Source organism: Litoribacterium kuwaitense (assembly GCF_011058155.1).
In the GTDB taxonomy this organism is placed as follows: Bacteria; Bacillota; Bacilli; order Bacillales; family DSM-28697; genus Litoribacterium; species Litoribacterium kuwaitense.
Genome location: NZ_JAALFC010000045.1, coordinates 1 through 25107 on the forward strand (window position 1 = coordinate 1; position 25107 = coordinate 25107).

Genomic DNA, 25107 nt, shown 5'->3' on the forward strand with positions numbered 1-25107 from the left:
GAGGATGGCAAGGTGGTCTTCTGGCGATGGTCGCCATCTTTTTACCAGCATTTTTGTTAATCGCAGGAACACTTCCTTTTTGGCAGGAAATGCGTCATTTGCCAAAGATGCGAGGCGCGGTGCTTGGAATTAATGCCGCCGTTGTCGGTATTTTGGCTGCCGCTTTGTATCAGCTGATCTGGACGTCGTCCATTACTGCTGCGATTGATGTCGCGTTAGTGGCCATTTTGTTTGTCATGTTAAAAAGCTGGAATGTCCCACCGTGGGTCGTCGTCATTACAGGCGCGCTCTGTGGATGGGGGGCCTCTGTAATTTTGTAAGCGTGAAGGCTGGGCAGTTTACTGCCCAGCTTTGTTGTGTGAAAAAGGGGAAAAAGCCAATTTAGGCAATGAATTTTTTGCTAATCGTTTGACAATAAAGATTATTTAGATAGAAAATGTATTTATGAATACTAAGATACAGAACATGTGGCAAGGAATGAAGATCGTTCTCAAAAGCATTAAAACGCTTTGGCGAGCAAGCCCAACATATTTAGTCATTGCTTTTGCCGTTGCGATTGTTGGCGGCTTAATTCCGACTGGCGAGTTGTATTTATTTAAATTAGTTTTAGATATGTTTGAACATTTTGCGGCAGAAAGGGAGGTCAATGCCAGCCTTTTTATCATTTTGTTTGGTTTCGTCTTCATGAAGTCGGTCCGTATGGTCACGGAAACAGTCGGGCAAAGCGCGCAAAGAGTTTTAGCGGAATTAACGTCTCATGATATGAGAACATCAGTGTTTGAAAAAACGATGAAGGAGCCGTATTGGAAATTTGATCGACCAGAATATTTTGATCAAATCCGCCGAGTTTCAAACGAGGTAGAATCGCGACCATTGCATTTAGTCAATGCATTATTTTTTATGATTGAAGCGATGATTTCTTTAGTTGGTGTCATTGTGCTTCTTTCTTTTATCAGTCCATTGTTGGTCATGTTCATTTTAATGGCTGCGATACCTTATGGAATCGTCCGTATTAAGTTTGAGGAGGCATTATGGGGCCATCGCTGGCGCAACTCTGAGCCATTAAGGCGATTGGATTATTTAGGGGGATTAATGACGTCAAAGGAGGGAGCAGGGGAGATCAGGCTCTATCAGACAAAGAAATTCTTGTTAAATCAATTTGAAAGCACCTGGGAATCGTTTTTTTCCTCCTATCAATCTGTCATTCGTAAATACGCTCTGCGCATCAGTTTAGTTATTTTACCCGCGGCCCTTTTGTTAGGTGTCACGTATTTTATCGTTGCGAGGATGGTCGCAAATCGTGGGACTTCTTTAGGCGATATCGGGGTTGTGTTAACGTCAATCGATCGGTTATACGAATCTTCGTTTACGTTATGTATTTTTGGTGGGCAAGTGATGGAGAATGTCAATTTTCTCAGAGATTATTTCAAATATACAGAAAGTCATGATCGCAATGCGCTTGCTACGTCTCGTGTACATACAAAAAAGCTTGGTCAAAACATCGATATTACATTTGAAAACGTGTCATTTAAATATCCAGGAAAAGAGCAATGGGCTGTTCAAAACCTTTCATTCGTCATCCCTCATCAAGCGAGTGTTGCGATTGTCGGTGAGAACGGTTCGGGGAAATCGACAATCTTAAAGCTGATTTGCGGATTGTATCAGCCAGCGGAAGGAAGGATCTTATTTGGCGGAGTCGATATACGGGACTTAGATCCACAAGATATTTGGCAGTATGTCGGTATGTTGTTTCAAGATTTTGTTCGCTATCAATTTACAGTGTCGGAGAACGTACGTTTTGAAGCCGAAGGTACAGAGGAAAAAGTAAAGCAAGTGCTCAAACAATCAGGGGCAGCTGCATTTGTTGACTCACTCGACCAGACGGTCAATGCGCAGCTAGGTACAATGTTTACTGGCGGGGTTGAATTATCAGGTGGGGAATGGCAACGGATAGCCATTGCGCGTGAATTGTATAAAGGCGCAAACGTGATGATGTTAGATGAGCCTACAGCAGCTTTAGATCCACGTGCCGAGCATGAGCTGTTTGAGCATTTAGGGAATATGCTGTCCGGGAAAACGGCTATTTTTACGACGCATCGTTTTGGGATGATTCGTTGGGCCGATCACATTCTCGTCATGAAAAAAGGGCAGCTGATCGAGCAAGGGAATCACGACATCTTAATGAAGAAAAAAGGTGTTTATGCGGACTTATACACATTACAGGCTGAGAAGTATGTTAGAAATGAGACACCGTGAGTGAAATCGGTCAAAGCAAGGCTTCCCGCATGGATGAACAAAGAAAGTGCAGACAAGCTTGCTTAAGAATGTCTACACTTTCTGCTTATTTATGCTGATGTTCATGAGCGTGCTCCCAACGGCACATTAGGGCGTCATCATGGGGGTGTTCGTCACTTTCGAGTTGGATGGTGACATGGTCAATACCTTTATGTGCTAAGGCGTGTTCGAGGGCTTGTAACAGCTCTTCACTTTCCTGAATTGTGAGTGATCCGTCGACGACGGCGTGGCATGATAAGGCGTTTTGCCCACTCGTAATCGTCCAGACGTGCAGATCGTGCACTTTGGCGACACCGCTCACGTTTTTAATTATCTCGACGATGTCTTCAATATCAATTTGCTTCGGTGTCCCTTCCATTAACACGTGGAACGAGTCTTTCGTTACGCGCCAGCCGCTCACGAGAACAAGCACGGCGACGATCACACTCGCTAACGGATCAGCCCAGCCCCAGCCGAAAAACAGAATGAGGAGTGCTGCAGTGATGGCGCCGACAGAGCCGAGCAAATCGCCTAAAACGTGCAGGAATGCTGCGCGCAAGTTCAAATTCTCCTTCGTGTCGCCGCGCATTAATATCCAAGCGACAAACAAGTTGACGAATAGACCAATGGTGGCGATCGTCAGCATCCCAATTGACGCAACCTCAGGTGGATCGACAAAGCGCTGGTAGGCTTCGTAAAAGATAAAAATAGCAATGAGACAAAGCGTAACGCCGTTAAACAAGGCAGCCAAAATTTCCAGCCGTTTGTAGCCATAGGTTTTGCTATAGTTTGCGACCTTTTCACCGATACTAAATGCTAGTGCACCTACGCCTAATGAAATGGCATCGCTCAGCATATGCCCGGCGTCAGATAAAAGGGCAAGGCTGTTTGTGAGCAGTCCACCGACCGCTTCAACGAGCATATAGGTGAATGTAATAAAGAAAGAAATGATGAGTGCTTTCTTATTGGCTGAATGTGCATGGTTATGTCCGTGATCGTGTCCCAAATGTCTTCCTCCCCTCCAGATATATCCCGAATAGCTTTTCCATAAGTCAATCACATCATTCTAAACAGTGTGTATTTTATATTAACATATTATCATATATTCATATGTTTGCAAACCTTTGCTATGCTAAATGTGTTGTTTAGTGAATCTTTAACCGTTTTTCGCCTCAAGTAAACGTTGTGAAATGATACGGAACCTTGATTCCACTTTACAATATGGTGCAGGTAGCACCTTTCGTCTTCGCGAAGAAGATATTGAAATCGATTTTTTAAGAGAGGAGTGCTTCTATTGACTACTGTTGACTCATCTTCTGTGGTCGCTGTTTGGTTTCGAAACGACTTACGTTTACATGATCATACGGCGTTGTTTTACGCCATGCAATATGCAAAGCAACATGAATGTAGATTATTTGCTTTTTTTCACATTCATCCAGATATGATTCGTCCATTTACAAAGCGGCATGACTATTTCTTTCGCACACTTGAGGCGGTGAGAAAGGAAGCGACAAAGCATCAGTTTCCCATTCATATATTTTCTGGCTCTTTAAAAGATGCGTTGCAAACGGCTTCTGAAGAAGTGTCAAATTGGCAGGCTGTCTTTTTTAATAAGGATGAAACACCTTTTGGGAAGGCGAGAGACGGGGAAGCCATCGCTTGGTATCATGAAAACAACATTCTTCCCTTCTCGTTTGAAGATGGTCATCTCGTTGGCCCTTATGATGTTGAGAAAAAGGGTGGTGGACACTACCGTGTATTTACGCCGTACTTGCGTGCTTGGCGTGAGCAAGTGAAGCCGGCTGTCTTGGATATTGACGCAACAGAGCTGACTACGCTGGCCTGGAGGCAAAATGCGATTTCCCACGACGGTGAGGAGAAGCTTGCGGCGTTGCTAACGCAATGTAAGATGCCGTGGAAAACAATTGGTGAGCACGCTGCAAAGCAGCGGATGTTATCGTTTATGCGAACGAAGGCAGGGCGTTATGATGAGCGCCGCGATTATCCGGCGATAGACGGGACAAGTCGCTTGTCTCCTTACTTAAAAACGGGTGCATTATCGATTCGGACGTTGTATGAAGCTGCAGCTGTTCAAATCGAAAACGGGAATCAGTCGTCCCAAGTCGATACGTTCGTGCAGGAGCTTGCGTGGCGCGATTTCTACTACATGATTCACGTTCATTATCCAAACTGTCAGAATGAAGAGATTAACCAAAACTATCGCACCATGACTTGGAATAATAATGAAGCATGGCTGGAATGCTGGAAAATTGGACAGACCGGCTTTCCAATTGTGGATGCGGCGATGCGGCAGCTCAATCAGATCGGTTGGATGCATAATCGTCTGCGCATGGTTGTCGCGTCTTTTTTAACAAAGGATTTGCTCATCGATTGGCGTGTAGGAGAACGTTATTTTGCATCGGCGCTCATTGATTATGACCCTTCCTCTAATATTGGTGGCTGGCAGTGGGCTGCATCAACTGGCACCGATGCCGTTCCGTACTTTCGCGTGTTTAACCCGACACGACAGTCAGAGCGGTTTGATCCTGAAGGTGCGTTTATTCGAAAGTACGTACCTGAGTTGGCGGGCGTGCCGACGAAGTACATTCATCAGCCTGAAAAAATGAGTCATGAGGAGCAGCAAAAAGCCGGCTGCATCATTGGACAAGACTATCCTGAGCCAATGGTTGACCATAAAGAGCGGCGCCAAATCGCTTTGCGGCAATTTGAACAGGCGAAGCAAGAGCAGACCGATTAAGGCAGAGCGGCTGTATTTTCAAAACGAGCCTCCTGTGCGACAATAATGCTATTAAGATGATGGAAAGGACGAGTGTTATGACAGAGCGTGTATTGCAATATTTACAGGAGCAGCGGGAAACGTTGCTTGATAAACTGAATGCCTTTCTCGCCATTCCGAGTGTGAGTACGATGTCAGCGCATAACGAGGATGTGAAAAAGGCGGCTTCCTTCGTGGAAAGCTATTTAGAGGACATCGGCTTTACGACCGTGGAGCGTATTGAAACGAAAGGTCATCCTGTCGTCTATGCTGAATGGATGGGGGCAGAAGGCGCGCCAACCGTGCTCGTGTATGGTCATTACGACGTTCAGCCGGCTGATCCACTGGAACTTTGGGAGAGCGAGCCGTTTGAGCCGACAATTCGTAATGGGCGGTTATTTGCGCGCGGGGCGAGTGACGACAAGGGGCAAGTATTTATGCATTTAGCTGTCTTCGAAGCGTTTATGAAGACGGAAGGGCGTTTGCCGGTCAATGTGAAGGTATGTATTGAAGGTGAAGAGGAAATTGGCTCGGAGCATTTGTATGAAGTGCTTCAAGACAACCAGTCCCGTTTCGACGCTGATTTCTCGGTCATTTCGGATTCTGGCATGGTTGAAGCAGGCCAGCCGACGATCTTATACGGTTTGAAAGGCTTTACCGGTTTAGAAGTCACAGTGCGCGGGCCAAACCGCGATCTGCACTCTGGTCTCTATGGCGGCGCGGTGAAAAACCCTGCCATGGCACTTGCGCACTTGTTGAGCTCTATGAAAAATGAGGAAGAGGTCGTGACCGTTGCCGGCTTTTACGACGAGGTGGAGCCTCTCTCCGAGCGCGAGCGCACGTTGATGAATGCGTCTCCAGGTGAAGATTATTGTGAAACGACAGGCGTCCCAGAGGTTACACCTGAAAAAGGTTATACAGCAAAAGAGCATACGATGGCGCGGCCCACCCTTGAAGTGAACGGGATTTTCGGTGGATATCAAGGAGAAGGAACGAAAACGATTATACCCGCTTCCGTAACGGCGAAGCTGACGTGCCGCCTCGTTCCAGGTCAAGACCCTGAACATATTCAAGACTTGCTAGTAAAGCACTTGGAGGCACATACCCCTCGCGGAACGACGCTGTCGATTACGCGCGAGCCATTGTCAGCACGAGCTTATAAAGTCGACCCTGAGCATCCACTCCTACAAAAAGCCGCAGCTAGCTATGCAAAAGCGTTTGGTAAAGAGGCGGTATTTGTACGAATGGGTGGATCGATCCCGGTCGTTGAAACGATTGATCAGTTATACGGTATGCCCGTCGTTTTGTTAGGCTTCGGGACGCCAGAGGACAATTTGCATTCACCAAACGAAAGCTTTCCACTGGACAGTTATGACCGAGGTATGGAAACGTTAGTACACTATTGGCAGGCTGTAGCTACGAAGTAAGCTGGCACACGATGGCTGTTGACAAACGCTTTCATCGTCGTTGCTTGTCTCGCTCGTCCATTCGTGAACTAAGGTTCTATTCGCGTTATCACGCGGCCTTCGCGCCTAGGCTGTCAAGCGTTTTCAAGCTAGGCTGAAAAATAACGGAGAGGTTGACGCTAAAAAGGTGTAGAACAATAGGCTTTGTTTACACTCTAATACGATGGCTGAAGAAGCCATCGTGTTTTCTTTTTACAAAGGTATAAATAGACATGTGTCCTAGACAACACTTCATTTCTGCTTTATACTAGCGGCATTTGTGAAAGGGAAGTGGTGTAATGCATTACATATCGTTGCACCGCTTAAACGCGAGAGAGGTGTTTTGACTTATATGCATCACAACCCAACTGGAAAAGAACGTCTGGCCCTTGCATTTTTGCTTAGTATGCTGGCGATTTTAGGACCATTAAATATTGACATGTATTTGCCTGGATTCCCGGACATTGCTGCTGATTTTAATACGAGTGCATCCCTCGTTCAGCTGAGCTTGACCGCGGCGCTGTTAGGATTGGCCTTAGGGCAGATCGTCGTCGGGCCCATCAGTGATGCGAAGGGACGGAGAAAGCCTTTACTCATATTTATTTCATTATTTGTGTTGTCTTCGCTCGTTTGTGCTTTCGCTCCAAACATTACGACCTTTGTCGGCGCTCGGTTTGCCCAAGGCTTTACCGCTTCGGCAGGTGTCGTGCTGTCTCGTGCGGTCGTGCGTGACGTTTTTAGTGGGCGCGAACTGACGAAGTTTTTCGCTTTGCTTATGGTCATTAACGCCTTTGCCCCGATGGTCGCCCCGATGGCCGGAGGCGCGTTGCTGTTAATTCCTTTTTCTGATTGGTCGGCAATCTTTTATTTCCTTAGCTTTTTAGGGGTGCTCATGGTTTTAACTGTAGCATTTAGGCTAAAGGAAACGTTACCGCCGGAAAAACGGTCTCCTAGCTCCATTGGTCATTCACTGCGAACGATGGGTAGCTTATTTAAGGATCGCTCTTACATTGGATACGCTTTAATCGTCGGTTTTGTACACGGTGGCAGTTTTGCGTATGTGTCAGGAACGCCATTTGTTTATCAGGGGATTTATGGTGTGTCGCCTCAGACATTTAGTGTTCTATTTGGCATTAATGGTTTGGCCATTGTGTTGGGAAGCTTTTTAATCGGGCGTCTAGGTGATTATATTCACGAGCGCATTTTATTAAGAACGGCTGTATTAGTAGCGGTTTGCGCGACTTTTCTGCTATTTGTGATGACTTGGATTCAAGGACCATTGGCGAGCCTCGTCATTCTCATTTTTATTTATATGACCTGTATGGGGATGGTTCTAACAAGCTCGTTCACATTAGCAATGGAGCATCAAGGGCATCGTGCTGGCAGCGCCAGTGCCGTACTAGGCATGCTCCCGCTTTTGATCGGCTCCGTTGTCTCTCCGCTCGTCGGCTTGAATGAAGAAAGCGCGATACCGATGAGCACGATTATGTTTTCTTCGTCATTGATCGGTGCGATCATCTTCTTTACAGTCGCGAATAACAAACAAATTGTTCAAAAACAAGAGCTTGAGATGTAAGTAGTCACGCTTCTTCTAATAGGAATGGATAAAAGCAGCATGCAAACCAGACGATTGATGTACATCGGTCGTCTGGTTTTTTATGCTTTTTTTTAAAAATGATTGCGTTGATTCGCGATAGACAGCCTTGATTAGACAACTCATGTCCTACCTCGTTTTCATGAATCCTCGCAATCTGTACGCATTTGCCTTCCTTCGACAGGACTGGTCACGGCTGGGTAAAAAAAGTGACGAACGCTTTTCAAAGGAGATCGTGAGGAAAAAAGGAATGTTCTAAACAGAGTCCCTAGGCACAACCCGGGGTGTATTAGGGAAAGTGTAGCGAAAATTTATGAGAAAAGGTGTGGACAAATGATGGTCGGATTAGAGGTAGGAACGATTGGAATCATCTTATGGCAATTCATCGTCTCGCTCTTTACGTATCGAAAGCAAAACACTTGGCCTTCAACCCCCTCGAACGCCTGTCCGATGTATGGGCTAGGGTTGTTCCAAAGAAGGATGGCTGTCCCTCAGCCTGTGCAACATGAAGCATTTGGAAGGGAAAAAAGACAATATGTGTTGTTGACCGATAAGAAAAAACGGACAAAGCTTGTCCGTCTACACGATGAAGATAAAATATTCATTTGGTCTTATGATCGAATCGTCTTGAAACCAGGCAGAGGCCATGACTTATCCCAATTTGCAGTGGACAGTCTCATAAAGAAAAAAGCAGGGGTTATCCAACACCGATTGGTGCAGGAGGGACAGAGGGGACCGCCACGATACAACCCCTTCGCCAGCAATCATAAAAACGAAATGGAGGTGTTGTGCTTCTCTAAAAATACCGCAACCTCTTGAAGCTTAGGCATTCCTGTTTGTGCACCCATTTTCGTAACAGATAAGGCGGCTGCCGCACTGGCAAATTGACACGCTTCTTCAAGTGGTACGCCGTGGCCAAGAGCAACGGCAAATGCACCATTAAATGTATCTCCAGCCCCCGTCGTGTCAACTGCTTCAACATCATAACTAGGAATGTTTTTTGGCTGACCATCAGCGCTGATGAAAGTGACGCCTTCTTTTCCTTGTGTAATGATGCTCTTTTCTGTTAATGCAGGATCGTTGTGTGCTTCGTTTAAGACGGCAGCTTCGTGCTCATTCGGCGTGAGGTAGGTTGCTGCTGCTCTCAGGCGTTCAGGAAGGGCTTGTATCGGTGCCGGGTTGACGATGACCGGTACACCATACTTATGCGCTGTTTCTGCTGCTGCAGCGACTGTTTCAATAGGAATCTCTAATTGAAGGAGGATTAAATCACTGCTTTTAATCCAATCGTCCTGCTGTTTAATATGCTCTGGTGTTAATTGATAGTTGGCGCCAGGAACGACAACAATATTGTTGTCCCCTTCAGCAAGGCAAATGGATGCGATCCCTGTTTTCCAGCATGCTTTTTGATACCATTCGTATCAATGTTTTCATTGTTCAACGTCGTAATTAACTCATCACCAAACGTGTCTGTGCCGACACAACCGATCATTCGTACTTCAGCATCGAGTCGCGCGGCAGCGACGGCTTGATTTGCGCCTTTTCCACCGGCGAATGTGGAGAAACGTTTGCCCAGGAGCGTTTCTCCCGGCTTAGGAAATTTTTCAGCTTCAGTGACGAGGTCCATATTAATGCTGCCAATGACAGTAATGATAGGGCGTTTCATGTCATTCCTCCTGTTTTAATATATGGTTTACCCCAGAAAAAAACTGGGGTTTTTTTAACGTTACTGTCGTTATTGTTACGATCGCAGGCTATGTGAGCCGCCATTTGATGGGGCTCCCACTGCTAGGCTGTTGATTTTGATCAACAGGCTCATTTGCTCCTGTTTTGTACAAAGCATCGCGGAGGTCACCCCCGGTTAATGGATGATCATTGTCAGGCCTGGATGCATCGAGCTGGCCGTGATAAGCAAGCTGAAGGTTTGCATCAAAGAGAAAAAAATCAGGCGTACAAGAGGCTCCATACAGCTTAGCTGCTTCCTGAGAAGGGTCGTAAAGGTAGGGAAATGGAAAAGCGCATTCTTGAGCAAGCGATCTCATCACTTCAGGCTCTTCAACGGGATAGCTCTCGGCATCATTTGCATTGATTGCCATCACTTGAACCCCTTTTGGAGTATAGTCTGCCGTGATACGGACAAGTTCATTCCGCACATGTTTGACATACGGGCAATGATTGCTTAAAAACATGATGAGCGTAGCGAGATCCCCCTTTTGTTCAGGGAGAGAAATTGTTTGACTAGTGCGCACATCCAGCAGTGAAAACGGTGAAGCAGAGGTCCCTAAGTGTACCATGTTGGCTTTATGAGCTACCAATGCGATGATCCTCCTTCTTCACATAACATGCCATAATAATTTCATCCTATCATAAACCTTTCGCTAAAGCAGAATGATGATGTTTAAATTGTGTGCGTGGCGGAAAGACTTGACCGATGAGTGACGAAGTGTTAGAAGTGTGTAGTTAGCATCAGAAAGATCAAGAGAAATGAGGGGTCACTTTATGACACAGTTTCACTATATGGATGAAGAGTATATCACGTATCTAGTGTATAACGTAAATTGGCGCCTTCCTGACAGCATTCAAAAGGAAGCCTTAGAGGAGTTGCGTCATATTCACCCCGATCAAGTCCATCTGTTATTGCCTCATTATGGTAAGGATACGTGGGGAAATGCGACGCAATTGCTTCGGGAGCTCGGGTTTCCGCGCAATAAAAAAGCAATTCCGGGCTTGCTAGGGCTTTGCCAAGATCCGCGCTGGCCGGGGTTTAATACAGTATGTGAATTGTTTACCAGCATTGGAAAAGAGACGATGCTTCCTTATGTAGAAAGAGCGCTGGCACACGCAATTGAAGAGGGGGACGAGCAGTGGGTTGACGGACTTTTACAAGCTTGTCAGGCTTTTCATTTAACGGTGGCGGACTTTTCGCAGACATCGATTCGTGAAGCCCTCCGCAAAAAAAGGAACACAGAAGTGTCTTGAACTACCCCCACTTACTCATCGGGCAACGTCCTGCACATTCTTTGAAATGTAGGAGTCTTTTGTCGGGAAATGATAAAGACATACAGGCTGCTTTGCCATTTGTCGTGAATGGACCGAAGCAGCCTGTTCTTTTTTATAAACGTGAGTCATTCCAGAAGTTGACAACTTGATGGTGTTCCGGATGATACGCCTTAAGTGTGTAGCCTTTTTCTTTAAGCAATGTAATGACCTCAGGGAGAATCTCGAGCGTCACTTGCTTCTCATGCATGAGCAAGACAGGTGGTTCCCCTTTTGGTACATGTTGCAGCCCTGTTTTAATATTTTCAATGATTTGTTGAGGATCATTTGGCAATGCCCAGTCTTTTGAATCGATGTTCCAGTCCCACATGTTAAAATTGTTGTTCACTAAAGCATCACGCAAAGGTTTTTTCATATAAGGCTTACTCCCATAAGGAACACGTAAAATGGATGGGGATGATCCGGTGGCTTGCTTAATTTGTGCCTGAGCTGCCTTCATTTCGTTGATTAGACTGCTAGGAGAAGCATATACGAGATCTTTATCATGCGTCATTGAATGCATACCTAGCGCATGTCCTTCCGCGGCAAGGCGAGTAGCCCGGCCCGGATGTGCCTTCACCTGGTCTCCAAGAAGGAAAAAGGTCGCTTTCGCATCATATTTGCCGAGGACTTCAATGATTTTTCCTTGAATCGCGCTTGGTCCATCATCAAATGTCAAATAAGCTACTTTTCCAGGCTTTTTTGGCGTAGGTTTGGGAACCCACGCTGGCAAGTTAAGGTTTTGCTTAAGTGCTTTCGCATGTGTTTGTGCGACCTGGTCTGTCGTTGTAGCGCTGTTCAAGAAAATACGTACAAGTGGTGCTTTGGATCGATAGTCTACTTGATAACCAAGGGCTTCAACAGCTTTACGGACCGGTATATAACTAACCCCTTTTCTCGTAAAGACACCTGGCGGCTCATTTGTTGTGGAAATTTGCAAGACCGCCGCTTCTGTTTCTTGTGGAGAACAGATTTGTATCGTTCGGTTGGCTGCTTGATAATTCACACTGGCGCCAAGCTTTTCAGAAATGAAGCGAAGCGGAACATACGTCGTTCCGTCAATGACGACAGCTTCTCCTTGTTCGGCAGAGACATAATCGTCTTCTACGAGCAAATGAATCGGTGAATAGGATGCTGCATGTGCGGTTCCTGGAGGGGAGACCACGGTCGCTATGAACAGGGCAGCGAGAGTTAAAAAAAGTAGATTAATACGTTTGAATGATTGTAGCTTCATAACAAAGTTCCCCTTTTATATCATCTAGTGGCTCATTCTGTTATCTATTAGACGATCACATGCAGAAAAAAGTTTCCTCATTTCAACTTTTTTAGTATCGCTAAATCTTGTAAGCGTTTTATTAGATATGTATGAAGTCTATGAAAAGAAAAAGGGTTTATGCTTGTTTGATGTCGATCTTATTTGTAAAAAAGATAGATTAATTTCCGAAAAAGAGTTGACAAACGAGCTGATGTTGCATATGATTTAAATGAAATTAAGAATCATTCTCATTGATAATGATTCCAAACCCCCTTTCCAGAAGCAAGGCCTACCGGTACACTCCCAACCACCCGGTAGGTCCTTTTTTGTATCATTTTCGCGTTTCTTCACCAGAAAGACGCCCACCTTAAGGGACGTGAAGGGTGGAGTCCGATGAGGAAGAGGAATGTCGGTTGAAGTTGGAGATTCGCTCTTTTTATAATAAAAACCCACGTTCCCCTAAAAGTATTGTTCTCAGGTTAGCGTGGGAGAGTTATGTTTACAGAGACGTCCTCGATGTCAAGCCAGGGGTGACGTTCTTTTTTCGTTTTAACATATACAAAGTGAAACAGATCAGTCCTTTTTTCCTGTCGTTTCGTGAGCGGGTCGTGCAGAATCGTTTATAAAAAAGTATGAATGAGGCGCCACGTACGCTCGGCTGCCAACGACAGCAGTTCTTCACTCTGCTGCATAGCTTCAGCCAAAGAAAGCGGTCCATTGGTGATCGGAACGGCGGCATGGATTCCTGAATCGGCAAAGCGCTCGGGATCACCTAATACTTTTCCGGCAAAGGCAATGACAGGTATGCCGTATGGTGCTGCTTCTTTTGCTAACGAAACAGGCACTTTTCCATAAAAGGATTGGTCGTCTAGCTGGCCTTCTCCGGTGATGATCACATCGGCTTTTTTCAGTTGATCGATAAGCTGGCTGGCATCAATAAGGCGTTTAAAACCACTTTCAAGCTGCGCGTTTAAAAATGCTTGTAACGCAAAGCCTATTCCTCCTGCTGCACCGCTACCTGATAAATGCTCAAACCCGTGAAGGTGCAAGGCTCTTTGTATGACGGAAGCATATTGGGTCAGCGCTTTGTCCATTTTCGGAATATCGACCGGAGCTAATCCTTTTTGCGGGCCGAAGATTTGGGCCGCTCCGGTCTGACCAATTAATGGATTTGTCACATCGGAAGCGAGCAAGATATCGATCTCTTGAAACACTGCTAAAGCAGATCGGTCTAAGGAGGCTACTTTATGGAGTGACGCCCCTTTTCCATCCAATACAGCGCCTTTTTCGTCATAGAAGATGACGCCGAGTGCTTGCATCAAACCCATTCCGCCATCCACTGTGGCACTGCCGCCAAGCCCGACAATGATGCGTTTTGCCCCACGATGAAGGGCGTGCTGAATGAGTTCTCCCGTCCCGTACGACGTGGCGTTCCACGGGTCGAGCTGGTCGCTAGCGATTAAAGGAAGTCCAGACGCCGCTGCTGTTTCAACAATAGCGGTATTTTCTGCTTCGACCCAGCCATACTGTGCATCAACAGGTGCACCAAGGGGACCTGTGACCGTTGTCGTGACGTGTGTCCCGTTGAAGAGGTGCACAAAGGCATCCACTGTACCCTCCCCGCCGTCAGCTAATGGGAAAACAGTCGCCGTCACGTGAGGATCTGCCTTCAAAATACCGCGCTTAATCGCATTTCCTGCTCCTAAGCTCGTCAGCGAGCCTTTAAACGAATCGCATGCAATCATAAGGTTCATTGATCCATCTCCTTTACACAACGATATGGGTTGACTGTGCATTGTTTTGTAAAAGTGTATCGAAGAACCAGTTGAAAAAGATATAGTTTTGAAAACAAAAAAACAGTCGAATTACAGGTGTATATTGTTCTCAAGACTAATATCTGACAAGCGTAAGCATAGAAGTGCCGTAAAAAGAAGCTGTGCATCTTGAAACTGCCGCGGATCTCGCTTAGTAATTGAGGCAATTTTCTTTAAACGATATTGAAGCGTGTTCTTATGGATAAACAGTTGTTCAGCAGTTCGTTGCACAGATTGGTCGTTGCGAAAAAAGAGATACAGGTCTTTTAGCAGATCGTTCATTTCAGGGTGATGCAAGTGAAGGATGCGCGCTGCAAAATCACGCTTTTGCTCATGTGATAACTCTAAAATCAGCAGCTCAGTCCCGAGCGCTTCATAAACAACGATCGATTGTCTAGTTAAAGACGATAGTGCGCTAGCCTGTGTCGCCTTGACGATTCCTTTTTTTAGGCTCGTAAGCTGCTGTACTTCAGGGCTGATGCCTGCTTCCACAGAAAAACCAAAGGTGCTCATCATCCATTCACTGAGGCGTTGAGCGGTGTCAACAATCCACTCCTTTCCTTTTGTCTGATGAAAGAAAAGGACAAATCCAGCAACACCTTGTGACGTGAGCAGTGAAGCTCCATGTGGTAGCCAATCGGCGACTTGATCGAGATAAGCAGGGGTTTGCAGAGCGGGCTGTAGGGAGGGAGGTTGGGTTGGAAAAACACCTTGGACGAAGTTGGTAATGTTAAAAACACCGCAGGAAAACGGGGAGGTGAGTTCAATACTGTGCTGTAATGCTTCGGAGCGGATGTCCTCCTCGTTGAGGTACTCACCGGACATCCATTTTCTAACGAAGATATCCCTTGCATAGTGTTTGTGTAGGGAAGAATTGTTGAGAACGGCTTCCTTTGCTAGAATTTCTGTCATCCGTTGTATAATCGATCCATATGTACGCACGCGCTCTAATGGACCAGTGATACCAATGACGCCGATGAGTTCTGAATGGACAACGATTGGTAAATTCATACCTTGTCTGACTGTCGTTGTAGCATCGTCTGCAGAAATTTCGACCGTTTTTCTCTGTTGGATGACCTGCCGTGCACCTTCATGGCGCTGGCCTATGCGCTCGTGATCGTGGCTGGCAATAATAACGCCACGCTTGTCCATGAAGTTAATCGAATGGCTTGTGAGATCGGTCAGTTCCTTAACGATCGATTGCGCGAGCTGGACAGAGATCATCTTTTCCACTTCCTTCGTTTTTTCTGATTGGCATAAAATTACGTTGTATGCTTTGTCGAATGACGCCTCATTTGCTGCTGTTCACGGTAGGTGAGCCACCATTTTAAAAACGGTGGAAGACAGAGAAGGATAAACAGAACGCGAAAGAGTTGAAAGCTTGTTACTGTCGGCAAATGCGCTCCAACTGCAAGGGCTGTAACGCCCATTTCGGCAACGCCGCCTGGCGCAAGGCTAAGAAAAGCGGTCAGTATATCCGTATGACTACTCCATGACCATAAAGCCGCCAGCCCAAGAGAAAAAAAGATCAGCGCTAGATTGGCGATAACGAAAAGCCAGATGTGCTGTTTTAAAGCTGCGAGTGTCGACAGGTTAAACTGCAATCCTAAATGTGCGCCGAGCAAGAGCTGTGCGCCGTTTACGATCCAGTTAGGAAACGAGGGCGGAGACCCGAGCGTCGCTGCCCAGATCGCCGTGGCAATGAGACTTCCTAATAACGGATATACGGGAAAGCGCAGTCGTTTGGCGATAAATACCATGAGTAGAATGAGCGGCCATAGCCAAATCACAGTCATCCAATCCGTGGCAACCACATTGTCTAGGGAGTCTCCAATGCGTATCGAGCCGTCATTCAGTTGATATATTGCTAAAAAAGGAACGACTGAGACGACGAGAAGAACGCGAATCGTCTGCATCACCGTGACCGCTCCAGGGTCGGTTTTTTGAATTTCTTCACTAAGCAATGCCATTTGCGACAGACCACCAGGGATCGACCCGACGACGGCACTGTTAAAGGACAATGCCGTCCAGCGTGCTAACACAACAGCAATCCCAATCGTAAATGCAATCAGCAGCACAGTCGTAACGAGCATTAAAGGTAAATCATTGACCATGAGCATAAAGGTGTTGGCTGTAAACGGAACGCCAAGTGTATAGCCAAGAATCATCATTCCGCTATTGCGGGCAATCGTCGGCCAGCGTGCTTGATGATTGAATGCAGTGCGCCACAGCATCGCCGCCACAAGCGGACCGAGCAGCCATGGAAGCACGATATGCAGCCATTGAAAAAGAAAGCCACCAGCAAGCGCAACAAGCAAGGTGTCTATGTAAGGAATAAAACGTTGTTTCAACAGAGGACGCCCCCAATCCTCATCATTTTAACACATGTCCAAGAAAAGGAAGCTTCTCATTTGTATGTATAATTTTTTCCAGAGGGCGCACACTACCGGATGAATTTGACAATAGGAGGCATCAATGATGCAAAAACAACCAATGAGCGGGTCAACATCTATGCCCAACCAGCAGCCAGTACCAGCGAATATGAATCATGGCGGCCATGAGGTGTTCGACTTGCACGAAGTCCTTGCTGGACAAATTAATGTGATGGATCAGTTTATGATGTTCCGTCAGTACATCAAAGACCAGGAGCTCATCGATATTTTGGATCGTCAGTATCAATTCATTATGGAGCAGTACAACATTCTTGTTGATGCTTTTTCCACAGGCGCTGATCCTCAGCAGAAGACAGGCCAATATGAGATGAAGATGAGCAATGATGTGATTTACGGTCTTCAGCCGTCCCAGCCGAAAAAACCGAACCAATCGATTCAAGACATTAAAGAAGCTGGTGTATCCGGTCATATGCTCGGTTTGCTGAAATCGACGTCATCGCTTTTAGCGATGACAGGTGTGGAAGTGACCAACCCTGTCGTTCGCCGCGTCATTCAGGACTCGGTGCCGAACTATATGGAAATGGCTTATGAAGTCTTCCTATATCAAAACAAGCATCATTACTATCAAGTGCCACAGCTGAAGGAGCAAGATATGCAGCAAATGATTTCTGGCTTCCAAAAAGCGCAAGGCAAACCACAAATGCCTGGACAAAATCAAAACGGCATGCTCCAATAAGTAAACTAAAAAACCGCCTTCCTCCGATCTGCATGGCAGTTCAAGGAGGGGCGGCTTTTTTAGTGATCCAAGTAGATTTACAACGATTCAAAGGCTTTGACCCCTTCCCAAAGAAAATATGAGGCAAACCCAATTAAACAGATTCCTGCAACAGCCATAACGGTATTTAGTACGCGCTGTGTCAACAAATGCCTTGCATAATGGGTACTCAAAGCGACAACAAGATTCCAAAAAAGAATCCCCACAATGATCGCCGCGCTTCGGGTGAGAGCGACATACATAGGTTCATGTAACAGCTTGTCCCCGACGACGGAACTATAAATGCCTACCCAAAAAATGATATTCAACGGATTAAAAAACGCAATCATAAAACCTGCTACAAAGGCTTTTCCTTGGGAACTACGGTGGTGACCAGCATTGGCTGTAGACAAGTTTGAACGCGTGATCTGCACGAGGCAATCCCAGCCGAGATAAAATAAGACGAGGCTGCCAAAAAGATAAAGTAGCGGCATCACATAAGAAAGAGAGAGCAACGGCTTTAAACCGGAAAGAATCGCAAGCATCCAGAGCACGTCCGCACTCATCCCCCCTAAGCCGACTTGCCACGAGGACCAAAAGCCATCGCGTATCCCTCGCTTCATCATTTCTGTATTAATTGGCCCAACCGGAGCGGCAAGACTGATGCCAAGACCGATGTATGTAAAAAATGACCATAATCCGCCCACCTGTATCACCTCCGCTTTTGACATTATATGCATTGGACGAGTTGCTAGAAGCATAAATAGCAGTAAGGTGCATTTTGCTGTTTTTTAGGAGGTCGAGGATGGAAAAGAAGCTTATTTATTCACGACATCAGCTTGACGATGCCACGACGTGTAAAGGCTGGGAGCAGTACGTCTACCAGCAGTTTTATTCAGGTATGCTTGAGAGTCACCCGCCTTTTCCGTGTGTTTTAGGCGTTGATGGGGTGACGAGAGATCAAGTACGTTACTGCTTCATTCATTCTGCAGAAGAAGACGATGTAGTTGATTTAGCCAATGCTCTCAGAACATATGTGGAGAACTGCCGTGAGTTTGGCCGCAATACGTCTCTTGTTGCATTTTTTAAGCCCGAGCCTCAGACATATACTTTGTCAAGCTATGAGGACCGTTTTTGGACCATTCTGCAACTGCTCAATGACAACGATGAAAAGCCGTGGCCCCCTCACATTCCGAAGCATCCTGATCATCCTTTATGGGAGTTTTGTTTTCATGGTGAGCCGATGTTTGTCGTCTGTAATACACCCGCGCACGAAGAGCGTCTGAGCAGGCATTCTGATGTGTTTATGATGACGTTTCAGCCGCGCTGGGTGTTTGAAGGACTAGGATTAAACACGAAGGCAGGGCAAGTGATTCAGCATAAGGTACGTAAGCGTCTTAATGACTACGACAAGGTGGCGGCACACCCAGAGCTCGGTTGGTACGGACAAGAGGAAAATCGAGAGTGGAGACAATATTTTTTACATGACGCACCTGAGGCAGGGGCAGCGGTTTGTCCTTTCCGGGCAAAAGAGGGGGAGCGGAGGATGGAAAAAGCGGTTCGGATTCAAAAGCACCAAGGGGAGCACTTGGAAACGGTCGTCAAAGAGTTATTGCCTACGCATCAGACAGGGTGTTTGGAAATTCAATACGACATGGCGGGGCAGGCACATCCAGATCACACTCACCCTGAGGATGAAATATTGCACATTCTTGAAGGCTCCTTAACGTTTCAGGCTGGTGAAGACAAGGTCAATTGCCAGCGCGGTGACCGCATCTTTTGCCAAAAAACGTCCGGCACGGGTCGGTTGCTGGACCAGAGGGTTGTACGTATGTGATCGCCATTCAAAAAAAGGAGGGGGTTACGTGATACAACAAACACCCGCATTGATGCTCGTTGACGTGCAAAAGGGTTTATCAGCGACGTCATGGGGGGAACGTAATCATCCTTTAGCTGAAAAGAGGATTTTGCGTCTTCTCCATTTTGGCGCCAAAAGACATGGCCGATCATCCACGTCCAGCATGCCTCAAGCGATGAGGAATCTTTATTATACCCAGGGAAAGAAGGGTTTTCTTTTCAAAAAGGTTTTGAACCGTTGACAAATGAATGGCACGTCATCAAAGGTGTTAATTCAGCATTTATCGGTACGGGATTGCATATTAAGCTACGCGACAACAACTTACAGAATATTGTCATTTGTGGATTTACGACGCCTCATTGTATATCTTCTACCGTTAGGATGGCAGCAAATTATGGGTACACGTGTACTGTCGTTGAAGATGCTACGGCCGCTTTTCGCTTGCGAAATCATCGTGGAGAGGTCGTTGACGCAGAAGAGGTTCATCTGTCTGCCCTCGCGCACTTACATGATGAATTTGCTCAGGTTGAAAGGACGGAAACGGTACTTGCTTCACTAAGCGGTGCCGTTTCACAAGATGAACGCGAAGGCGGTGTCCGAAGTTAACACAGTGTGTATTTTTTAAATCGGGATGCAATGAAGAAGAAAAGATAAAGCCATTCATGGAAATGAGGAGAGGTTATGCCAAACGTTGGTTTACACCCTTTTACAATTCAGGAAGTGCTCCGTCGACGACCATCTGAGGTGCCGGTCAATATTCAAGCCATTGGGGCGCCAGATTGGTGGAAGCAAGGGTTTACCGGAAAACAAGTCGTCATCGCTGTGTTTGATACGGGTTGTATGTCCAATCATCCAGATTTACGCGGTGCCGTTATAGGGGGGAGAAATTTTACGAGCGAAGGACGGCCTGACCAATGGTACGACGCGCACGGGCATGGGACACACGTCGCTGGCATCATTGGCGCGCGAAGGAATGAGCGTGGTGTTGTAGGCGTTGCCCCAGATGTTCAGCTGTTGATCATAAAGGTGCTGAATCGCGACGGGCACGGGACATATGAGCAGCTGCTCGCTGGAATGGATTATGCGCTAAAATGGCGAGGCCCAAGAGGAGAAAGAGTTCGAGTGTTTAACTTATCGCTCGCTGGTGCAGAGGATGATGCGAGCTTGCAGGAAGCTGTAAAACGAGCGGTTTCGGAAAACGTCCTCGTCGTTTGTGCGGCAGGCAATGCAGGCGATGGTAGCCTCCGAACCGATGAAGTCGGTTATCCCGGCGTTTATCCAGATGTCGTGCAAGTCGGCGCCGTCGATCAAAACAGACAGCTTGCACAATTTTCCAATACGAATGACGAAATCGATATGCTCGCGCCCGGCGTTGAAGTGTTGTCCACATACACAGAAGGGGGCCATGCACGCCTGTCGGGTACATCCATGTCGGCGCCTCACGTGTCAGGTGCAGCGGCGCTGCTTATTCAGAAATACGAGCTCGGCTTACAGCGAAGCATTGTCGAAGCAGAAGTGTTTGCTCTACTTATCAAGCATGCTGAATCACTCGGCTTAGACCCGCGAGCGGAAGGATATGGGGTGTTAATGCTAGGGAAAAGTAAACAAGGTGCATCGTCGTCACGGCGCCCAACACAACGTCAACCACAGCCTGCACGATTGTCCAGCCAGGGCACTGTTGGCGGCGGCTATGTCGTATCACAAGCGGCGATCGGGGCAGGAGAGGAGAAGAGCTGATACCATTAAAATCAGTTCTTTTTTTATGTGGTGATCTTTTTAGAGGGGAACCGAACCAATCCACAGGTCAAAGCATTGCTTCGCTAAAACACACGTCGGCAAAGCTGTACGATAATCTGCTGACCAGTGTGAGAGGGGGCGAATCCAGCGGCAACGAAAAAAGTATGATATCTCTTCAAACGGTGCACGATAAGATTGAAGGAGGTGTGGGTATTGGCACAAGATGTATTGTGTGAAGTCAACAATTGTAAATATTGGGGTCAAGGAAATCGCTGTAAGGCAGACGCCATCTACGTCGTGAGCCATGTTGGAAAAGAAGCATCCGATAGCAGCGAGACGGACTGTAAAACATTCACACCAGAGCATTAAGTGGAAAAGGCGATCAGTGCAATCAGAAGCTTTTTCAACTAAAAGGCACCTCTTTTAAGAACGAAACCAACCGCTACAGCACCGTTTGTAGCGGTTGAATATGGATATGATGAGAAGCATGTGAAAGAGCAGGTAATTGGGTATATTTAGTGTGATTTTTTTTGCAAGCAAGCCTCATTATTTAGTGGAAGAAAATTGATCGTGAAAGTCCTGTTTCAAGAAAAGTGCGTTCAACCCTTAATAAAGAACGAAGGATGACTTTAGCATACTTAGACTGTCATCGCCTCATCCACAATGTAATGGGTGAGCTCATGATCTTCAATCACATAAGGAATTTCGTCAGGTTCAACCCATATCCTCGTCGTACTTTCATTTTCACGTCTAAACGGTAAGCAGTCAATAACATTTGTCCGATAAAATAGTTGATACCCAATCAATGGGTACTTCCCACGATGATTAAACAGAGGATTTTCTTCGTGGCTGACTCTAATCATCCCAATGAGGGAGGGAGAATCACATGTTACATAGCCTTCTTCGAAACATTCGCGCTCCAATGTTTCTTCAGGTAATTCACCGTTTTCGATGTGCCTACCAGGAAGATTAAATCCTCTGTTTGCGATGAGTACAAGCATGACTTTGCCATGAAGAATGCACACACTATGAACACTTGTTACACAACTTAGGTCAGGTGGTGTTCTAGCGGGAAGCCAAGTGAGCTTGATATGTTGTCCACCCTAGTCCACGTAAACTGATGTTTTCATTTACCTCACCCCTTATCAATAAAAACAATCAAAATAAAGAATATTGCGTTATTTATATTGTAAGATAGCAATTCCGAAGTCACAAGGTTTTTCACAATAATATAAAAATCGTTAGAGTGGGGACTTGTCTACCGCAGGCTTTCCCTCTAGTGCACATCCGTCTTGTGGAGTGGACAGCCTATATGGGGCAAGGACTAGGTGAAAGAAAGTTTTTTTGCATCAACGTTAAACGTAAACGTCCCGTCGATTCTCGTCCCCAGCCCTTTTTCGTGCCTCAGGTGACACAGTCAGTTTAACCCTTTACATAAACCCTAAAAAGAGTGCGACGCAGCCTAGAACAGACTTTGTCTACACTCTCTTTCAGGTAGCTCTGTATAAATTATGACGGTAAAACGTTTAGAGTTGCGGCTACTCCTTCACCTGCATAAGGACCAGCGGTTAAGATAAATTCTCCTGGCTCCACGATGTACTCGCCGCGAGCGGTGACGAGTTCAAGGTGGGAAGCAGCGATCGTAAATTGAACAGTTTTCGTTTCTCCTGGCTGTAATTCAACCTTTTGGAAGTCTTTTAACAAGCGCTCAGCGCGAGTGACGGAAGCGAATTTGTCGGTGACATATAGCTGTACGACTTCTTTTCCGGCTGCGTCTCCTGTATTTGTAATATCAATTGAAGCGGTGATCGTTTCATCTGCAGTCATTTCTTGCCGGTCTAATTTCAGATCACCGTAGGCAAAGGTCGTATAGCTTAAACCATATCCGAACGGATAAAGCGGCTCAAGGTCGGTTTCCAGATAGCGTTTTCCACGTGTACGCTTGTAATGATAGACATTTGGAAGCTGTCCAACCGTTTTTGGCACGGATAAAGTTAAGCGTCCGGACGGATTCACGTCGCCAAAGAGAATACGAGCGATCGCTGTGCCGCCTTCTTGACCTGGATACCATGCTTCAAGGATCGCGTCGGCATTTTCTTCAAGCCACGGCTCAACGATTGGACGACCATTCATATAGACAACGATGAGCGATTTGCCGAGTGCCTTTATTTTTTTCGCTAATTCCAGCTGGACACCGAGCAGATGCAGTGTGGAGCGGTCAATACCTTCGCCACAATCCATGTCGCTTTGTGGATTGTCAGTGACGACAGATGCACCTGTTTTCAGGTCGATCGTCCCTTCACCGAAATCGCGGGCACTTGATCCGCCGAGTACCATCACGACGGCTTCGGCGTTTTGTGCAGCTTCAAGTGCTTTGTCGAAGCCTGATGTGTCGTCCCCTTGGATACGGCACCCTGGTGCGTAATGGACGTTTTCCTCGCCTAACACGTGGCAAACGCCATCAAACACGGTTGTAATTCGGTCGTGCGCTTGCGGCGCTGTGTAGTCACCAAGCTGATTGTACGTGTTGTGTGCGTTTGGACCGATGACGGCAACGGAGCCGGTGTTTTTTGCTAACGGCAAGGCTTGCCCCTCATTCTTTAGCAAAATGATCGATTCCTCAGCGACCTGCTGGGCGACTTGTGCGTGCTCTTTTGAGCCAACAACCGCAGCGGCACGCGCTTCGTCAACGTACGGGCGCTCAAATAGTCCAAGACGGAATTTAACGCGAAGCACTTCGCGTACCGCCATGTCGAGCGCATCTTGGGTCAGTCGTTTGTTTTCTAATGCATTCAGCAATGATTCGCGGAACACTTGACCGGACATCTCCATATTGACACCTGCGTTGACCGATTGGGCAGCGGCATCTTCTTGATTTTCGGCCGTACGATGTCCGTGCGCAAGCATGCTCATCGCACCACAGTCGGTAATGACGAAACCGTCAAAGCCCCATTCTTTACGGAGGAGGGCGTTGAGTAAGTCGGCATTTGATGTACATGGCACGCCGTCAATTTCATTATAAGCGGTCATGAGTGACGCTGCGCCGGCTTCAACCGCGGCTTTAAACGGAGGTAGATCAATGTTGTGAAGCTCGTTCGGCCCCATATGGACGGGCGCTGAATTTCGTCCGCCCTCGGAGCTGCCATACGCGACAAAGTGTTTTAACGTCGCGACAATGCTATTCTCATCGGCAAGCGATTGTCCTTGTAAGCCTTCAACCCCAGCCTTCGCATAGACTGAAGCAAGGTGAGGATCTTCCCCGTACGTTTCTTCTGTCCGTCCCCAACGAGGGTCACGAACGATATCAAGGACGGGTGAGTATGTAGCGGCACCGCCCATACTGCGTGTTTCTGCAGCAATGGCTTGACACATTGCTTTATAGAGCTTTGGATTCCAAGCACTCGCGGCGTTCAACGGAACTGGAAACACAGTGGCGCCAATCGACATATGACCATGTGAGCATTCCTCGCCGAAAAGGAGTGGGATGCCAAGGCGTGAATGGGTGAGCTGATAGTGCTGAATCGTGTTCGTCGCTTGCGCAGCATATTGCTTAGATAGACCCGTTTCGACCGTGACCCCAGTCCAAGGGTCAGCACGAAGTGTCCCGTAGAGGGCACCGATGCGACCCTCCTTTAGGTCCCTTTTACATTCATCTGTCAGTGTAATGGATTGATCTTCATTCTTATTAAAAAGCTCCCAGCCAAAAGGTTGGACAAGCTGGCCAATTTTCTCGTCTAAGGTCATAAGGGAAAGCAAGTGATCGACACGTTGTTCCAGTGGACTGTGGGCGTCTTTGTAAAGTGGGTTGTCCAAAATGGCACCTCCATAGATTGTTGATTGATATGTGCATCAGCCTGCTGATAAACGCTTTCATCCGCCGTCCACCGTCTCGCTCGTCCTCTCATGAACTCGGGGTTCAATTCGAGTCATTGTTCATCAGCGCGCCTAGGATGAGAAGCGCTTTCATGAGGGTGTGGGGTGTTGCTGGCAAATGTGGCGTTCTACAAGCTCATCGAATTCTTTTCTGGCAGCTGCTTTCTTCGCGTTCGTCTAAAATGATTTTGAAATCGATTGGAATAAGAAGGTTTTGATCAGTGTTCTTATTGAATATGAAATCGAAATCGCATCTAACGCGGATGCCTATCGTTTATGAGCATTATAGCATACCATG

General features: G+C 46.7%; 21 protein-coding genes and 1 pseudogene. 12 read left to right on the forward strand and 10 right to left on the reverse strand.

Annotated features, from left to right (window positions below; genetic code table 11):
- Together G4V62_RS16510 and G4V62_RS16515 are read left to right on the forward strand one after the other, a co-directional pair.
- Positions 1-320 (forward strand): chromate transporter (locus G4V62_RS16510; protein ID WP_212508815.1); only part of this gene is annotated, 320 nt, incomplete at its 5' end.
- Between the two features lie 157 nt (positions 321-477).
- Positions 478-2256, forward strand: a complete 1779-nt coding sequence (locus G4V62_RS16515; RefSeq protein WP_165204280.1) for an ABC transporter ATP-binding protein — start codon at positions 478-480, stop codon at positions 2254-2256.
- An 85-nt stretch (positions 2257-2341) separates the two neighbouring features.
- Here G4V62_RS16515 and G4V62_RS16520 read toward each other — a convergent pair whose 3' ends face one another.
- A complete protein-coding gene (locus tag G4V62_RS16520) occupies positions 2342-3280 on the reverse strand; it encodes a cation diffusion facilitator family transporter (protein WP_165204283.1) in 939 nt (312 codons plus the stop codon).
- A gap of 288 nt (positions 3281-3568) precedes the next feature.
- Between G4V62_RS16520 and G4V62_RS16525 the strand changes: the two genes are divergently transcribed.
- From G4V62_RS16525 to G4V62_RS16540, 4 genes are all read left to right on the forward strand, one after another.
- A complete protein-coding gene (locus tag G4V62_RS16525; RefSeq protein WP_246218491.1) occupies positions 3569-5032 on the forward strand; it encodes a cryptochrome/photolyase family protein in 1464 nt (487 codons plus the stop codon).
- Positions 5033-5109: 77 nt separating this feature from the next.
- Positions 5110-6477 (forward strand): dipeptidase, encoded by a 1368-nt coding sequence (locus tag G4V62_RS16530; protein WP_165204286.1) that lies wholly within the window; start codon positions 5110-5112, stop codon positions 6475-6477.
- A gap of 370 nt (positions 6478-6847) precedes the next feature.
- Positions 6848-8071: a Bcr/CflA family efflux MFS transporter gene (locus G4V62_RS16535; RefSeq protein WP_165204289.1), complete on the forward strand. Its 1224-nt coding sequence runs from the start codon at positions 6848-6850 to the stop codon at positions 8069-8071.
- Between the two features lie 354 nt (positions 8072-8425).
- Positions 8426-8908 carry a hypothetical protein gene (locus tag G4V62_RS16540; protein WP_165204292.1) on the forward strand — a complete coding sequence of 161 codons (483 nt, stop codon included), beginning with the start codon at positions 8426-8428 and terminating at the stop codon, positions 8906-8908.
- On the opposite strand, the pseudogene rbsK reads toward G4V62_RS16540, so the two are convergent.
- Together rbsK and G4V62_RS16550 are read right to left on the reverse strand one after the other, a co-directional pair.
- Positions 8854-9755 (reverse strand): annotated as a pseudogene (rbsK, locus tag G4V62_RS16545) (ribokinase). The gene G4V62_RS16540 and the pseudogene rbsK overlap by 55 nt on opposite strands.
- An 88-nt stretch (positions 9756-9843) precedes the next feature.
- The gene (locus G4V62_RS16550) at positions 9844-10404 is read right to left on the reverse strand and encodes a thioredoxin family protein (RefSeq protein ID WP_165204295.1); all 561 of its coding nucleotides are present in this window, start codon (positions 10402-10404) and stop codon (positions 9844-9846) included.
- Between the two features lie 184 nt (positions 10405-10588).
- Here G4V62_RS16550 and G4V62_RS16555 point away from each other — a divergent pair, with 184 nt between their 5' ends.
- Positions 10589-11068 carry a hypothetical protein gene (locus G4V62_RS16555; RefSeq protein ID WP_165204298.1) on the forward strand — a complete coding sequence of 160 codons (480 nt, stop codon included), beginning with the start codon at positions 10589-10591 and terminating at the stop codon, positions 11066-11068.
- A 133-nt stretch (positions 11069-11201) separates the two neighbouring features.
- Here G4V62_RS16555 and G4V62_RS16560 read toward each other — a convergent pair whose 3' ends face one another.
- From G4V62_RS16560 to G4V62_RS16575, 4 genes are all read right to left on the reverse strand, one after another.
- Positions 11202-12359, reverse strand: coding sequence for a polysaccharide deacetylase family protein (locus tag G4V62_RS16560; protein WP_165204301.1), 1158 nt, complete (start codon positions 12357-12359; stop codon positions 11202-11204).
- Between the two features lie 641 nt (positions 12360-13000).
- Positions 13001-14134, reverse strand: coding sequence for a glycerate kinase family protein (locus G4V62_RS16565; protein ID WP_165204304.1), 1134 nt, complete (start codon positions 14132-14134; stop codon positions 13001-13003).
- 111 nt (positions 14135-14245) lie between these two features.
- The gene (locus G4V62_RS16570) at positions 14246-15418 is read right to left on the reverse strand and encodes a CdaR family transcriptional regulator (RefSeq protein WP_165204307.1); all 1173 of its coding nucleotides are present in this window, start codon (positions 15416-15418) and stop codon (positions 14246-14248) included.
- Positions 15419-15456: 38 nt separating this feature from the next.
- Positions 15457-16545, reverse strand: a complete 1089-nt coding sequence (locus tag G4V62_RS16575; RefSeq protein ID WP_165204310.1) for an AbrB family protein — start codon at positions 16543-16545, stop codon at positions 15457-15459.
- Between the two features lie 127 nt (positions 16546-16672).
- On the opposite strand from G4V62_RS16575, the gene G4V62_RS16580 reads away from it, so the two are divergent.
- Entirely contained in the window at positions 16673-17323 is a 651-nt protein-coding gene (locus G4V62_RS16580) for a spore coat protein (RefSeq protein ID WP_376768321.1), read from the forward strand.
- A gap of 77 nt (positions 17324-17400) precedes the next feature.
- Here G4V62_RS16580 and G4V62_RS16585 read toward each other — a convergent pair whose 3' ends face one another.
- Positions 17401-18048, reverse strand: coding sequence for a LysE family translocator (locus tag G4V62_RS16585; protein WP_165204313.1), 648 nt, complete (start codon positions 18046-18048; stop codon positions 17401-17403).
- Between the two features lie 98 nt (positions 18049-18146).
- On the opposite strand from G4V62_RS16585, the gene G4V62_RS16590 reads away from it, so the two are divergent.
- The 4 genes from G4V62_RS16590 to G4V62_RS16610 all read left to right on the forward strand — a co-directional run bounded on the left by G4V62_RS16590 (position 18147) and on the right by G4V62_RS16610 (position 21305).
- Positions 18147-19178 carry a YqcI/YcgG family protein gene (locus G4V62_RS16590; RefSeq protein ID WP_246218492.1) on the forward strand — a complete coding sequence of 344 codons (1032 nt, stop codon included), beginning with the start codon at positions 18147-18149 and terminating at the stop codon, positions 19176-19178.
- Between the two features lie 171 nt (positions 19179-19349).
- Positions 19350-19805, forward strand: coding sequence for an isochorismatase family protein (locus G4V62_RS16600; RefSeq protein ID WP_312855522.1), 456 nt, complete (start codon positions 19350-19352; stop codon positions 19803-19805).
- Positions 19806-19880: 75 nt separating this feature from the next.
- Positions 19881-20936, forward strand: coding sequence for a S8 family peptidase (locus tag G4V62_RS16605; protein WP_165204316.1), 1056 nt, complete (start codon positions 19881-19883; stop codon positions 20934-20936).
- A gap of 213 nt (positions 20937-21149) precedes the next feature.
- Positions 21150-21305 (forward strand): DUF1540 domain-containing protein, encoded by a 156-nt coding sequence (locus G4V62_RS16610; RefSeq protein WP_165204319.1) that lies wholly within the window; start codon positions 21150-21152, stop codon positions 21303-21305.
- Between the two features lie 269 nt (positions 21306-21574).
- Here the strand turns inward: G4V62_RS16610 and G4V62_RS16615 are convergent, their stop codons facing one another.
- On the reverse strand, positions 21575-21961 hold the full coding sequence (locus G4V62_RS16615; protein WP_312855521.1) for an NUDIX hydrolase: 387 nt from the start codon (positions 21959-21961) through the stop codon (positions 21575-21577).
- Positions 21962-22445: 484 nt separating this feature from the next.
- Positions 22446-24680 carry a glycoside hydrolase family 3 N-terminal domain-containing protein gene (locus G4V62_RS16620; RefSeq protein WP_165204324.1) on the reverse strand — a complete coding sequence of 745 codons (2235 nt, stop codon included), beginning with the start codon at positions 24678-24680 and terminating at the stop codon, positions 22446-22448.
- Positions 24681-25107: the final 427 nt, after the last annotated feature.